A 12,502-nucleotide genomic window follows, 5' to 3' on the forward strand; every position below is an offset into this window, starting at 1 on the left:
GTCACCGCGCCCGGCGGCCGGATTCGAGCCCCGTGATCGCCTTCTCCAGGCGGGCCGCCCTGACCTCCGGGGTCCTCGCCTTCAGCAGGCCCAGGATGACCAGGTACTGATCCGTCCTGCCGAGCCCCTCGAAGAAGGCCTTCGCGCGCGGGCTGCGGTCCAGGGCGGCCGCCAGGTCGTCCGGGACCGTGGTGTTCCGCTGGGACTCGTACGCCGCCTCCCAGCGGCCGTCCGCCTTGGCCGCCGCGACCTCCGCGAGCCCCGGGGGCCGCATCCGGCCGGCCGCGGTGAGGGCCTCGACCTTGCGCACGTTGACCATCGACCAGAGGCTGCCGGGCCTTCGCGGGGTGACTCATGAAGGCCGAAATGGCTGTGACCTGCTAGGACGGGTTGCAGAGGCGATCGAAGGCAGTCAGAGGAAAACACACTGATTCGACCCCGATTCGACCGGGGCCGCTCGGAGCCGGTCAGAGGCAATCGCCCTCTGATTTGGCTCCGAGTCGGCCGGTCGGTGTGGATCAGACGCTGAGTCCCCTGACGGCACTTCGCATCGACCTCGGTCGAGTAGCGATGGGGACGCCTGCCTCCACCGAAGCCAGACATACGAAAGCCCCCAGGACGCCAATCCTGGAGGCTTCGCTGGCACCGATTGGCCGTCCCCGAGGCCCTTCAGCTGCAGCAGCGGATCCGTCGCTGCAACGCCGACTCCGACATTCCGCACGGCTACATCGTCGCCCTGGCACCCGACACCTACCTGCGAGCCAAGGGCTACCCGCCCGACCTCACGACACGGCCACCATCCTCACAGTGGGAGTAGTCGGCCCGCCCGTCGCCGACCCGGTCGCACTCCGCCAAGGTGCCGTCCAGCAGGACGTAGCCGGCGTCGGCTTACTGCTTCATTTCGGCAGGATCGGCCATCCGTTCCCTACTGGACCCCGGCAGGACTCACGGTGAGTCCGTCACGGCGGTGACCATCGTCGAGCGCTCCGAGGGCTTCTGGCGTCGCCGGCGTGCTGTTGCCCGCTACCGCGTGGACGTGGCCGGATTGTCCTTCGCTGGGCTCCTGGTGAGTGCAGTTGTCGCGTGGGGTGGGTGGGGTCGCGAAAATTCGCGTACTCAGTATGTAGAAGTTGCGGGCATCACGTGTTCAAGATGTGCTCATATCATGTGCACGACATTTGGTGAGTCGGCGTATGCCGGCCGTCGCGCTCGAAGGGCGCGCGAAAGGCCTGCCGACACGTCGTGATCTGTCGGACGTACCTTCCAGCTGGACGGACCGGACGAACTATGAGCACGAGCGACTTATCCGACCCCGCGCCGGGCTCGGCGCCGTCGTCACCCGCCGCTGGGACCCCTGTGGCCGGTGATGCCGTGGGCGCGATGCGTAACGCGCGCGCCCAACTTGCCGAACTTCTGGGCCGTACACCGGAGTCGGTCTCGGCGATCAGCCGCGACGGGACGGGCTGGCAGGTCGACGTCGAGGTTGTGGAGCTGGAGCGCATCCCCGATTCCACCAGCGTCCTTGCCGTCTACCGAGTGACGCTGGACGCCGACGGTCTCCTTCTCGGCTACGCCCGCAGCCGCCGCTACACCCGAGGCCAGGTCGACCGGCAGTGAGGGCGTGCGAGGTAGCCCGCGCAGCGACCGAGTTGCCGATGCATCGCTTCCCTCCGTGCGACGCAGACTCCTGTGCATGACTGCTCCGCCTGCTGTCGCAAACGGCCATGCCTGCGACGTCCTCGCCCCCCCGACCCGGTTGCGCCGGTCCGGGACCTCCGTCCAGTTGCCGTACGTCGATCCCGCGACAGCCCATCGCCGACAACCGCCCCGCACGCCTTCGCCCCACCTCTCAGAGGGGACCTCTCCGATGACCGTGCTCGCCCAGACCGCCGCACCCCGCGCCCAGAAGACCGACGGGGGCCTTTACGACATCCTCGACCTGATCCTTGACCGCGGACTCGTGATCGATGTCTTCATCCGGGTGTCGGTGATCGGCATCGAGATCCTGCGCGTCGACATCCGCATTGTCATCGCCAGCGTCGACACCTACCTGCGCTTCGCCGCGGCGACCAATCGCCTCGACCTGGAGAACCGCGGTACTCCCGTGGTGACTCCGGCGCCCGCGCTGTTCACTCCGGCCCTGCCCACTGCCGTGGCATCCGGAGCTCCGGCGGCCGTCTCGCCGGGCGTCGCGGCAGCTCCTGCTCCCGGCACTGTCGTCATGCAGGGGCAGCCCGTCACCGCCTGGCAGCCCGGTACCGGTGCCGCGGTCCCAGTTGTCGGGAACCTCGGACAGACGGTGGGACAGGCGGTCGGGACGGTCGGGCAGACCGTCGGTGGCGTCGTCGGCGCCGTCACCCCGACCGTCGGGGGACTGGTCCAAAGCGTGGCACCGACCGTCGGCGGAGTGGTCGGCGCAGCGGGCCAGACGGTCGGCACCGTGGTGGGAGCCGTCGCCCCGACAGCGGCGACCGTGGTGAGCGCTGCCGCCCCGGCGGCCGGTGCCGCGGTCCCGGTGGCGGATCCCGCGGCGCACAGCGCCGACACCACCGTGCAGCAGGTGATCGACGCCCCGGCTTCGACCGCGGCCCGCCACGAGGAGGACACCACCGTCGCACCCGACAAGACCCCGGGCGGCAAGGCCAAGGGACAGCAGGACGGGAAGGCCTGACGGATGCCGCTCTACCTCTATGCGGTCACGGACGCCGACCACCCGCTGCCGGTCGACGGTGCCACCGGAATCGGGGCGTCGCCCGCGCCCTTGCGGGCGGTACGCACTGCCCGGGTGGCCGCCGTCGTCAGCCAGGCGCCGGCACAACTACGCGCCAAACGAAGAGATCTGATCGCCCATCAGAATGTGCTGCTGATGCTCGGTGCCGCAGGTGCCGTGGTGCCCCTGCGCTTCGGCACACTCGCCCCCGACGACGGCGCGGTGCGCCGCGCGCTGGCGGATCAGGAGTCGTTGTTCACCGATCGGCTCCGAGAGGTCGAGGACCGCGTCGAGTTCAACGTCAAGGCCCTGCAGGACGAGGACACCGCCCTGCGGGATGTCCTGCGCGGCAGTGCCGAAGCCCGACGCCTGAGCGCCCTCACCCGGGACGGCGCTGGGACGCACGACGACCAGGTGTCCCTCGGCACGGTCGTCGCCGCCGGGGTCGAGGCGCTACAGGAGCAGCACGCCCGGGACATCGCCCGCCGACTGGAGCCGCTGGCCCACCGCGTCGCCGCGGGTGATCCGACGGGCGAGGTCTTCCTGAACCTGAGCCTGTTGATCGAACGCGGGCAGGCGGATGCGTTCGCCGCGTCCGTGGGCCAGGTTGCCGAGAGCCTCGGGCACGGGTTGGAACTCCGGGTAACCGGCCCTCTCCCGCCCTACAGCTTCGTCTGACCGCGCGACCGCGCACCGCACTTCGCCCCGCCACCTCCCGACCGGAAGGAGAGCGCCGTATGGGTCTGCTGGGCAGCCTGCTCGGCCTGCCACTGGCTCCGCTGCACGGGGTCGCCTGGGTGCTGGAACAGGTGGTGCAGGAGGCGGAGCGGCAGTATGCCGACCCGGCTCCCATCCACAGTGAACTGGCCGAACTGGAGGCTGATCTGCTGGCCGGCCGCATCACTGAGGAGGAGTTCGGCCTTCGGGAGGACGAACTCCTGGATCGTCTGGAAGAGATCGCCTCGGGCAACGGCGCGGATCTGGCCGACTTCGAAGGTTCGGCACTACAGGAAGGCTCCCCGTGACCGACGCCCTCGTGCGGCGGTCAGGTGCTCCGTCGCCCCAGCCGGGCGGCGCAGGCAATCTGGCCGACATTCTGGAACGCGTCCTCGACAAAGGGGTCGTGATCGCAGGAGACATCAAGATCAACCTGCTCGACATCGAACTCCTCACCATCAAACTGCGGTTGCTCATCGTCTCGGTCGACACCGCGCGCGAGATGGGCATCGACTGGTGGGAGCACGACCCGACGCTGTCCTCTCGTGCCGTACGTCCCGCCCAGTCACCCGACCTCGCCCGCACGGAGGAACTCGCCGCGGAGAACGCACGCCTTCTCGCCGAACTCCAGTCGCTCAACGCCCGGTTGAAGGAACCCGATGCTCTCTGAGCCCGAAGCCCCGCGCCCGGCAGGCCTCACCGAGGCGGTCTACGCGTACGCAGTACTGCTGCAGAACGAGGCGGCCGAGCGGGCCGCCCGAGAACTACGCGGCGTCGACGCGCTGCCAGTACGGATACTGCGCGGCGCCGGCACAGTCGCAGTCGTCAGCGACGTACCCGCCGACGCCTTCACCGAAGAGGCCGTCGCACAGCGGCTCGACGACATCACCGACCTGGAACGCCTGGCCCGCGACCATCACCAGGTGATCGCCGCACTGGCTTCCCATACGGCAGTACTACCCCTCCGGCTGGCCACGGTGTACCTCGACGACGACAGCCTGCTGCGACGCCTGCACGCCGACGACGGCCACTTCCGCACCACCTTGAACCAGTTGGAGGGCCACGACGAGTGGGGCGTCAAGATCTATGCCCATCCGTCGATCACGCACCCGACCACTGCGATGTCCCCGGGGGACCGGCCACGCTCCGGGCGTGACTACCTGCGGGCGCGCCGCACGAGCCGAGACGGCCACGATCTGGCCCGTCAGGCCGCCGCTGACCTCGGCGCACGAGTGGACCGTATGCTCGCGGAAGCGAACCTGGCCACTGACATACGGCATCATCGTCCCCAGTCGGCCGCCCTGTCCGCGAACCCGGGGGAGAACGTCGTCAACGCGGCCTACCTTGTCCCGCGAAAGCACACGCGGAGCTTCCAGGACCGCGTGGAGGTGCTCGCGGCCGGGACCGTCGGCGTCCGACTTGAGATCACCGGACCCTGGGCCCCGTACTCTTTCGCCTCGCCCCCGCAGGAACAGGCCGAAAGGGCGGAGCCCGCGATCCCGCAGACGACGCCGTGACCGCCGGGGGCCCGCCTCATGCAGAGGTCGCTCTGGTCGATCTCCTCGACCGGCTCCTGGCCGGCGGTGTCGTCATCACGGGAGACCTCAGTCTCTGTATCGCCGACGTGGAACTGGTACGCATCTCCCTGCGCGCCCTGCTCACCTCGGTCGAAGCGGCCACGGAAGGAATCCTGACGTGACACCACGCGACGAACCCGGACTCAGCCGGCTCCCCGATTCGCGTACATCGCCCCCGCCTCTGGACACGGACCGCTCACTTCCCGTCGGCGCTCAGGCGACGCCGGCACCGGGCTCCGAACCGTCCCCGCCCCGACGCCTCGACCTGGACAAGGACACGGTCGAACGCGACCTCGTCCGACTGGTGCTCACCGTCGTGGAGTTGCTGCGCCAGCTCATGGAACGGCAGGCCATCCGCCGAGTCGAAAGGAACAACCTGACCGAGGAGCAGGAAGAACGTATCGGCATGACGCTCATGATCCTCGACGACCGCATGACCGAACTACGCGAGCGCTACGACTTGAGCCCCGAAGACCTGAACCTCGACCTCGGCCCACTCGGTCCCCTCTTGCCGCGGCAAGAGGGGCGCTACTGAGGTTCTCGGCCCAAGGGTGGGCGAACGGCTGGAGCCGCATTGTCGGCGATGCGGCTCCAGCTGCTTCGCAATGCCGGATTTGTGGCCGTGGTGGCCGGGGGACTGAGGGCCGAAAAACGCGGGTTGGCCCCCCGTCGACGATAATCGACACGGGAGAGAGGACCCTGCTCACAGCGTAGACCGGGCCGGGGCAGGGACCGGCACCATGCGATTCAGGCGCCCGCGGCGTCCTGGCGCCTAGGCTGAGCGGGCCAGGGCGACTCGAACCCTTCGGCAGGCCCTCGTGATGGAGTGGCCTCGTGTCCCGTCGGAGTGCTCGCGAAGGAGAGCCGTGGGATCGGAGCGTCGGGTGAGTTGTCGTAGCTTGGTGCGGCTGTTGTGCTCGACGAGGATCGGCACGTAGTTGGGGATACGAGCGTTGCTGAGCGGCTGGTAGCAGTCCTGCACCACGCCCTGCACGGTTGCAGCCGTCAGCAGGTTGGCGTAGGAGGCCGTCAGTCGGTCCGTCAGCTCCTGAATGGTGTCGGGTACCGCGGCTTCGGCCGTGTTCGCGCCCATGGGGCGCTCCTCACTGTCGCAGATGGCCGACCGCGGCATCCGATCAGGATCCGGGTGCTCGGTGACGGCCTGTCCACTCCTCATGCTTGCACGGATCGCGTCCGTGGAACGGCTCACCAGATCTGTTGTTGAGCTCGACATGTCGGTTCCGTCGACCTGCGGGCCGGACGGCCGAAGGGGGGCACGTTATCGGAGTCCCGCTTGCCTCGTTCACAGGCTCAGCAGGTCGGGCGACGGGGTGTCGCCGCCGACTCCGGCACGGGATTTACGCGACTGATCGGCACCGTCCGGGGCACCCGGCAGGTAGCGGCGCAGCCACCGGGATCACGTGTGGCTCGTCGTCCATCGGCAGGGGTAGACAGATGCTCGCATTCGTGGCCGCCGCATTCTTCGTCATCGCCTTCATCATCCGTGTCACCGAGACGTCGACCGAGGTGATCTTCAGCCCGACGAGCCTCATGCTCGTCGGGCTTGCTTTCCTCGCCGTGCACTCGGCCGGCGTGGGGTCCGGCTGGTCCACCCGGCGAAGCTCCACCCGAGGAAGCTCCACCCGGAGAAGCGGAAGTCGACGCTGAGCAAAGCGATGTGTTCCATCCTCTCGCTCACGGATCCGAACCCGGAGCCGCTGCGGATTACCCACCAGCCGGCCGCGTTGCGCCCGGATCAGACGATCACCGCCTGCACTCGGTGAGTGTCCCCATGCCCCGGAGGAGCGATGGGGCGGAGTCCTTGCCCTGCCGCCTCGCGGCTAGAGCACGCGGTCCTCGCCGGTCTGCGGCGTGTCCTCGTCCGGCAGGTGTACGTCATTGACGGCGATGTTCACCTCGACGACTTCAAGGCCCGTCATCCGTTCCACCGCGGCGATCACGTTCTCGCGGACCTCTGCGGCGATCTCGCGGATGCTGACCCCGTATTCGACGACGACCTGGAGGTCGATGGCGGTCTGTTTCTCGCCGACCTCGACCTTGACGCCGCGCCCCGCGCTCGCGTGCCCGCCGGGGACCCGGTCGCGCACGGCGCCCATGGTGCGAGTGAATCCGCCGCCCAGTGCGTTGATTCCGGGGACCTCCCGTGCGGCGATCCCGGCGATCTTCTCCACCACCCCGTCCGCAATGGTCGTCCGGCCGCGGGTCTCCGGTGGTTCTTGAGGTCCGGGCCGTGCGGCCTGCAGCATCGTGCCCAGGCCAGTGCTCGCCTCGTCGGTATCGGGCTTCTGCAGGGTTGAACCGTTCGGCTCCGTCATGCGAGGCCACCTCCTCGGGCAGTCGACGGACTGCCATTCCTGAGCGGCTGTTGGCCGCCGCCTACGTACCGCAGGCCCCAAGTACCGTGCGGAGCACCGGACATGAGCGCGCCACCACGCTTCGACATCGTCCGCATCCTGAGATGGGACGGCTTCGGACCGTCTGTCGCACTGGGCCAGGGCTATGCTGTTGTCCAGGCGTCCCAGACCCCGGCGGCTTGTCGTTTCACGACACAGATGGCTGCGGGGAGCGGACCTTTCGTCCGTCACCCGGCGCATCCCTGGAGGGAACCGGGTGGATCCCCTGTCCTGTTGTACAGGTCCTCGGACCGGCCCTCGTTCCGCCTCCGCCGAACGTACGCCCCTTCCGGCAGCGCGCCAAGAGGGACCGGGAAACCCGGTATCCCCACCTCGCTGCCGGATGGTCTTTTGAACCGAGGCGGCATGCCTGTCCCACAGCTCACCATCTACCGCCATGACCAAAGGCACCGGGCACTGATCACCCTGGCCGGTGAGATCGGCCTGGAATCGGCACCGTTGCTGCGCTCGACACTGGCACAGTGCCTGAGCGACGGCATCCGCATCATCGATGTCGACCTCACCACCGTGACCTTCTGCGACTGCAGCGGCCTCAATGCCTTCCTCTACGCCGCGCAGCGGACCACGGAGGTCGGCGGGATCCTACGACTGCACAACCCGGCACCGTCACTGTGGCGGATCCTTGAGGTCACCGGCTGCGGGTTCCTGCTTCTCGGCCTTCCGCTCTGGCATCTGTCACCGTCTCTCGGGAACGTCCCTGACACGGCCGCCCCAGCCCTGCCGCACCGGAGTGCTCCCCGGGTGCCTGTCTTCTCGGGCGATGCGCGGTGAAGGCCCAGCCCAGGCAGGGGCAGCCGCACAAGCCCCAGGCAGGCGAGCCGTCCACCATGGACGCGGTCCGGTTGCGCCGCGTGAACCGCTGGCTGGCACAGGGCCTGAGCGGGGAGCTGGCGGATCTGTACGTCGGCTCCCGCGAGACGCCCGCCCCTGAGGCATACCGCAGCCGCAGCCGCCAGGACTTCCTGAACCGTCTCACCGGTGACATCCGCCGGCCGGGGTTCGCCATGGTGATCGCGGAGACGGACCACCTGGTGGGGTGCGCCTTCGGGTTCCCGGTGGGCAGTGACGGCTTCTGGTGGCTCGGGTTCGACGGAGCACTGCCGCAGAGCATTGAGCAACTCACCGCGTCCGGCGGCGTCTTCGCGATCACCAGCATCCTGGTCCAGCCACACCCACAGGGCCAGGACATGGCCCGCCGTTTGCAGGAGCGGCTGCTGAGCGACCACCAGGCATCCCTCGGCGCCACCCTGGTGGATCCCGACGATCACCCGACCCTCGCCTCGTTCCGCTCCTGGGGATGGCTGAACGTCGGAGAAATGTGGCGGCCGGCGGACCCGACCATGTTCCGCGCGCTGGTACTCCCCCTCGGGGAACGCACCACAGCGAGACTGGAGGGCCTGGCCCACGACGCCTGGACACGGTGGCCCGGATGAGGTCCGACAGCCGCTCGGCCCGTATCCAGGTGCTGGTCGCCGAACAGGCAGCCCGACGCGGCGCACGGCCCGGCGTGATGGACGTGTGCGCCGCGGCCGTGGCCGCGCTCCCGATCGGCGGAGCCGGGGTATCGGCGATGTCCCGGACCGCGGCAAGCCATCCCCTGTGCAGCACCGACACCATCAGCGAGCAGTTGGAGGAGCTGCAGCTCACCCTGGGTGAGGGACCCTGCGTGGACGCCTTCACTCATGGCTCGGCCGTCCTGACCCCCGATCTGCTCACCGGTGAACTGCAGGACCGCTGGACCGTGTTCGCCGATGCGGCCCTGGACGCCGGGGCACGCGCCGTCTTCGCACTCCCCCTGCAGATCGGGGCGATCAGCCCGGGAGTCCTGGACCTGTACGCCAACGTCCCCACCATGCTGGACGCGGAGGAGCTGGCCGACGCACTGGCCTTCGCCGACCTCGCGACACTGCTCCTGCTCGACGCGCGTATCGATGAGACGGGCGCGCCGGTCGACGGAGCACTGGCAGACCGGGGCTTCGAGGACCTGGGCGGATACCGGGCGGAGATCGACCAGGCCACCGGCATCCTCACCGTCCAGCTCGAAGTCGGCATCGACGAAGCCTTCGTCCGGCTGCGCGCCTACGCCTATACCCAGGGACGCCGGCTCGCCGACGTGGCCGCCGACGTGGTGGCCCACCGGCTCCGCTTCTCCCCCGACACGGAGCCCAGAGGGACCGATGAGGAAACCTGACGCACTGGTGGCATCCGATGAATGTGCTGCGCTTCCCGCCCCCTCCCGGCGGGACTAGTCTCAATCGAGGGTGACACGATGAATCAGCAGCTCCTGGCCAAAACCTTCGTCGAGCTGGCGGACAACCTGGTCGCCGACTTCGACCTGATCGACTTCCTGCGCCTGCTCACCGACCGCTGCGTGAGCATGCTCGACGCGAGCGCCGCCGGGGTGCTGCTCGCCGACCGGGACGGCAAACTCCGTGTGATGGCCGCCTCCGACGAACGGGTACGCCTGCTGGAACTCTTCCAGCTCCAGAACGACGAGGGCCCCTGCCTGGAGTGCTACCGCACCGGCACACCGGTGATCGTCCCCGACCTGACCCGCGAGGTCGACCGCTGGCCGCACTTCGCCACAGCAGCCCACCGCAGCGGGTTCGGCGCCGTCCAGGCCCTGCCCATGCGCCTGCGGGACGAGACCGTCGGCGCCCTGAACCTCTTCCACGCCACACCCGGCCCCTTCGACTCGGCCGGCACGCTCATCGGACAGGCCCTGGCCGACGTCGCCACCATCAGCCTCCTTCAACAACGCTCCACCCACCGCAGCACCGTCCTCAACGAACAACTCCAGACGGCATTGAACAGCCGCGTACTGATCGAGCAGGCCAAGGGGAAACTCGCCGAACGCCAGAACATCGACATGGAACAGGCGTTCACTGCGCTGCGCGGCTACGCCCGCGCCCACAACCGCCGCCTGTCCGATGTGGCCCGCGCCTTTATCGACGGTACGGAAGTCCTTCCCGGCCTGGTGGCCTGACACCGTCGCCGAAGCGGTGACCGCACGCAGCTGCCCGAGCACGAGGAATCAAGGTCGGATCACGGGCCGTGCTTCTGGAGGTGCGGTGCTGCTGGTGCGCGGCTGCCGGCTGACGCCCTGCGTGGTGCGGCGTCATCTGCGGGACTGATCCCGGGCTCCGGACTCTCGCCCTCGGTTGTCTCGCCGGACCGCACCGCCGTCCCCGTTGCTGTCCCTGTCGCTGTCCCTGTCGCTGTCCATGCGGCGCAGTACAGCAGCAGCCTGGCCATGAGGTTGATCCACAGCACGACGGCGACCGGTACGGCGAAGGCGCCGTACATGCTCTTCCCAGCGACGCCCTGCAGGTAGCCGGTCAGCAACCACTTGAGCAGTTCGAAGCCCACCGCACCGATCAGAGCGGCGACCACGACCGCACGTCGGCCCGGGTGTACCCGCGGTAGCCGGGTGAGCAGGTAGACCAGCAGCAGGAAGTCGACGAGCAGGGCGATGGCCAGGCCGGCGAAGAACAGCAGGGCTCGTCCCGCCCCGCCCTCGATACCGGCCTTGTCGGCGGCCCAGCCGACGGCACTGTTGGCGAACACCGAACTGCCGATCGCGACCAGCCCGACCGCGCCGAGGCCGACCAGCACTACGGAGTCCTTGAACTTGAGCAGGAAGGGATTGCCCGGGTCCTGCTCCTTCTCCCACACCGCGCGCAGGCACCCGCGCAGGGCGCCGACCCAGTTGATGCCGATCACGAGCAGCAGCGCGCCCGCGATCAGCCCGACGGATCCGGCATGCGCGACGAGGCTGTCCAGGTCCAGCAGGTCGGAGAGGCCCGGCGCCTGGTCGGTGATCTTGTCCTGGAGTTTCCCCAGCTGGTCCTCACTCAAAAGCTTGGCGCCGATCGCCGCGCCCACGGTGATCAGCGGAAAGAGCGCGACGAAACTGGTGAAGGTGATGGCCGCAGCGAGCCGGGCCCAGTGGACGGCATCCAGCCGCTCGAACGCCCGCCAGGCGTGCGTACGCATCAGCTTTCCGATCACGGGCAGCCTTCTCAGCCATTCCATGAGGACCACCCGCTCTCTGCCTACCCACCGTCACCGTGCCCGGTGGGTCGGCCGAGGTCTGTGTCGAGGCCGTCTGCGGGATCGTCAGCGGGGAGCGGCCCGGCGGTGGAACCAGTGCTGCTTGTGGCGGGGGCGTCCGACCAGGTCGGCCCGGTCTTCGTCCTTCCTCTCCGCCTGCGCCGTCTGCGCGCGGGGGGTGTCGCGTTCGCTGGTCAGGCCAGCGCGTTCCTGTTCGGCTGCGGCTGTCTCGCGCCGGGACGGTTTGCGGCCGCGGTGTGCGGTGCGGCGGCGGCGGGTGGTGCGGCGTGTACCGGCCAGGATCAGGCTCAACCCGAGCAGAGCCGCCGCCCCGACGACGATGCCGTAGAGGAAGAGGGTGCCGGTGGAGCCGGTGACGTCGACACCGAAGACAGAGAATCCACCGGTGAGCTCGTGGGCGCTGCCGCTGTTGGAAAGAACGCCCGCGACAGCGATGGCCACCGCGGCGACGAGGATGACGAGTCCGAGGATGATCATGGCGCGCTCCTGGGATCTGTTTCCTCTCCCCACGGTAGAACCGTTCTGCCCGGCAGGCCACCGCCACGGGTTGCGTCTACCCTGAAATTGAGGTAGGTGCGAGATCGGAGGACACCGGCACTACTGGGTGGACGGCCTCTGGGCCGCCCTTCCGCCACCACCCCAGGAGGCGTAGCGCCATGGTCTTCTTCCTGGTTCTGCTCATCTGCGCCATCGCGCTGATCGTCATCGGCGCTGCCGTCGACGGCATGCTGTATCTGCTCTCCGCCGGCGTGCTGCTCCTCATCGCCGCCGTGCTGTACCTGCTCGTGCGCTCGGTATCGCGCTCGCGCCGACACCCGGCCCACTGACGCGCGGTGGTGGATGGCGGACCGCCGCTCCACATGCCCGCATGCGCACGGTGGCGGCCATGCGACGCTTCCTGCGGCAGCTGGACACCGGCACTATGAGCCACCGTACGAAGCTAGGTCGTCACCACTCTGGGCGTGGTCGGAGGCGTGGCACGAGGCGTG

Annotated in this window: 18 protein-coding genes and 2 pseudogenes; 15 read left to right on the forward strand and 5 right to left on the reverse strand. The window is 68.9% G+C overall.

Going from position 1 to position 12,502, the window contains the following annotated elements; genetic code table 11:
* Nucleotide 1: 1 nt before the first annotated feature.
* Nucleotides 2–352 (reverse strand): annotated as a pseudogene (locus ACZ5VQ_RS34210) (YdeI/OmpD-associated family protein); the annotation flags it as partial.
* Between the two features lie 297 nt (nt 353–649).
* Between ACZ5VQ_RS34210 and ACZ5VQ_RS34215 the strand changes: the two are divergent.
* From ACZ5VQ_RS34215 to ACZ5VQ_RS34255, 9 genes and pseudogenes are all read left to right on the forward strand, one after another.
* Nucleotides 650–817 carry a hypothetical protein gene (locus tag ACZ5VQ_RS34215; protein WP_469108335.1) on the forward strand — a complete coding sequence of 56 codons (168 nt, stop codon included), beginning with the start codon at nt 650–652 and terminating at the stop codon, nt 815–817.
* Nucleotides 818–1,287: 470 nt separating this feature from the next.
* Nucleotides 1,288–1,617 carry a gas vesicle protein GvpO gene (locus ACZ5VQ_RS34220; protein WP_469108336.1) on the forward strand — a complete coding sequence of 110 codons (330 nt, stop codon included), beginning with the start codon at nt 1,288–1,290 and terminating at the stop codon, nt 1,615–1,617.
* 250 nt (nt 1,618–1,867) lie between these two features.
* Nucleotides 1,868–2,093, forward strand: a pseudogene (gene gvpJ, locus ACZ5VQ_RS34225) (gas vesicle protein GvpJ); the annotation flags it as partial.
* Nucleotides 2,094–2,674: 581 nt separating this feature from the next.
* Complete coding sequence (locus ACZ5VQ_RS34230) at nt 2,675–3,388, forward strand: GvpL/GvpF family gas vesicle protein (RefSeq protein ID WP_469108337.1); 714 nt, start codon at nt 2,675–2,677, stop codon at nt 3,386–3,388.
* A 59-nt stretch (nt 3,389–3,447) separates the two neighbouring features.
* Nucleotides 3,448–3,735, forward strand: a complete 288-nt coding sequence (locus ACZ5VQ_RS34235; RefSeq protein ID WP_469108338.1) for a gas vesicle protein GvpG — start codon at nt 3,448–3,450, stop codon at nt 3,733–3,735.
* Nucleotides 3,732–4,097 (forward strand): gas vesicle protein, encoded by a 366-nt coding sequence (locus ACZ5VQ_RS34240; protein ID WP_469108339.1) that lies wholly within the window; start codon nt 3,732–3,734, stop codon nt 4,095–4,097. The genes ACZ5VQ_RS34235 and ACZ5VQ_RS34240 overlap by 4 nt, the downstream gene beginning before the upstream one ends.
* Nucleotides 4,087–4,944, forward strand: a complete 858-nt coding sequence (locus tag ACZ5VQ_RS34245) for a GvpL/GvpF family gas vesicle protein (RefSeq protein ID WP_469108340.1) — start codon at nt 4,087–4,089, stop codon at nt 4,942–4,944. The genes ACZ5VQ_RS34240 and ACZ5VQ_RS34245 overlap by 11 nt, the downstream gene beginning before the upstream one ends.
* The gene (locus ACZ5VQ_RS34250) at nt 4,941–5,126 is read left to right on the forward strand and encodes a gas vesicle protein (protein WP_189149243.1); all 186 of its coding nucleotides are present in this window, start codon (nt 4,941–4,943) and stop codon (nt 5,124–5,126) included. The genes ACZ5VQ_RS34245 and ACZ5VQ_RS34250 overlap by 4 nt, the downstream gene beginning before the upstream one ends.
* Nucleotides 5,127–5,269: 143 nt before the next feature.
* Entirely contained in the window at nt 5,270–5,539 is a 270-nt protein-coding gene (locus tag ACZ5VQ_RS34255; RefSeq protein WP_151478841.1) for a gas vesicle protein K, read from the forward strand.
* Between the two features lie 237 nt (nt 5,540–5,776).
* Here ACZ5VQ_RS34255 and ACZ5VQ_RS34260 read toward each other — a convergent pair whose 3' ends face one another.
* Complete coding sequence (locus tag ACZ5VQ_RS34260; RefSeq protein ID WP_469108341.1) at nt 5,777–6,097, reverse strand: three-helix bundle dimerization domain-containing protein; 321 nt, start codon at nt 6,095–6,097, stop codon at nt 5,777–5,779.
* 362 nt (nt 6,098–6,459) lie between these two features.
* On the opposite strand from ACZ5VQ_RS34260, the gene ACZ5VQ_RS34265 reads away from it, so the two are divergent.
* A complete protein-coding gene (locus tag ACZ5VQ_RS34265) occupies nt 6,460–6,672 on the forward strand; it encodes a hypothetical protein (RefSeq protein ID WP_469108342.1) in 213 nt (70 codons plus the stop codon).
* Nucleotides 6,673–6,845: 173 nt separating this feature from the next.
* Here the strand turns inward: ACZ5VQ_RS34265 and ACZ5VQ_RS34270 are convergent, their stop codons facing one another.
* Complete coding sequence (locus tag ACZ5VQ_RS34270) at nt 6,846–7,340, reverse strand: Asp23/Gls24 family envelope stress response protein (protein ID WP_469108343.1); 495 nt, start codon at nt 7,338–7,340, stop codon at nt 6,846–6,848.
* A 444-nt stretch (nt 7,341–7,784) separates the two neighbouring features.
* Between ACZ5VQ_RS34270 and ACZ5VQ_RS34275 the strand changes: the two genes are divergently transcribed.
* The 4 genes from ACZ5VQ_RS34275 to ACZ5VQ_RS34290 all read left to right on the forward strand — a co-directional run bounded on the left by ACZ5VQ_RS34275 (nt 7,785) and on the right by ACZ5VQ_RS34290 (nt 10,425).
* Nucleotides 7,785–8,210 carry an STAS domain-containing protein gene (locus tag ACZ5VQ_RS34275; protein WP_469108344.1) on the forward strand — a complete coding sequence of 142 codons (426 nt, stop codon included), beginning with the start codon at nt 7,785–7,787 and terminating at the stop codon, nt 8,208–8,210.
* Complete coding sequence (locus ACZ5VQ_RS34280; protein ID WP_469108345.1) at nt 8,207–8,872, forward strand: hypothetical protein; 666 nt, start codon at nt 8,207–8,209, stop codon at nt 8,870–8,872. Before ACZ5VQ_RS34275 ends, ACZ5VQ_RS34280 begins: the two co-directional genes overlap by 4 nt.
* Nucleotides 8,869–9,630, forward strand: coding sequence for an ANTAR domain-containing protein (locus tag ACZ5VQ_RS34285; RefSeq protein ID WP_469108346.1), 762 nt, complete (start codon nt 8,869–8,871; stop codon nt 9,628–9,630). Before ACZ5VQ_RS34280 ends, ACZ5VQ_RS34285 begins: the two co-directional genes overlap by 4 nt.
* 78 nt (nt 9,631–9,708) lie before the next feature.
* A complete protein-coding gene (locus ACZ5VQ_RS34290) occupies nt 9,709–10,425 on the forward strand; it encodes a GAF and ANTAR domain-containing protein (RefSeq protein ID WP_469108347.1) in 717 nt (238 codons plus the stop codon).
* Between the two features lie 59 nt (nt 10,426–10,484).
* Here ACZ5VQ_RS34290 and ACZ5VQ_RS34295 read toward each other — a convergent pair whose 3' ends face one another.
* Both ACZ5VQ_RS34295 and ACZ5VQ_RS34300 read right to left on the reverse strand, forming a co-directional pair.
* Nucleotides 10,485–11,474, reverse strand: coding sequence for a YihY/virulence factor BrkB family protein (locus ACZ5VQ_RS34295; protein WP_469108348.1), 990 nt, complete (start codon nt 11,472–11,474; stop codon nt 10,485–10,487).
* An 84-nt stretch (nt 11,475–11,558) separates the two neighbouring features.
* Nucleotides 11,559–11,990 carry a hypothetical protein gene (locus tag ACZ5VQ_RS34300; protein ID WP_469108349.1) on the reverse strand — a complete coding sequence of 144 codons (432 nt, stop codon included), beginning with the start codon at nt 11,988–11,990 and terminating at the stop codon, nt 11,559–11,561.
* A gap of 179 nt (nt 11,991–12,169) precedes the next feature.
* On the opposite strand from ACZ5VQ_RS34300, the gene ACZ5VQ_RS34305 reads away from it, so the two are divergent.
* Nucleotides 12,170–12,340 (forward strand): hypothetical protein, encoded by a 171-nt coding sequence (locus tag ACZ5VQ_RS34305; protein WP_469108350.1) that lies wholly within the window; start codon nt 12,170–12,172, stop codon nt 12,338–12,340.
* Nucleotides 12,341–12,502 lie beyond the last annotated feature (162 nt).

The sequence above is a fragment of the Streptomyces sp. NPDC033178 genome (genome assembly GCF_055577685.1).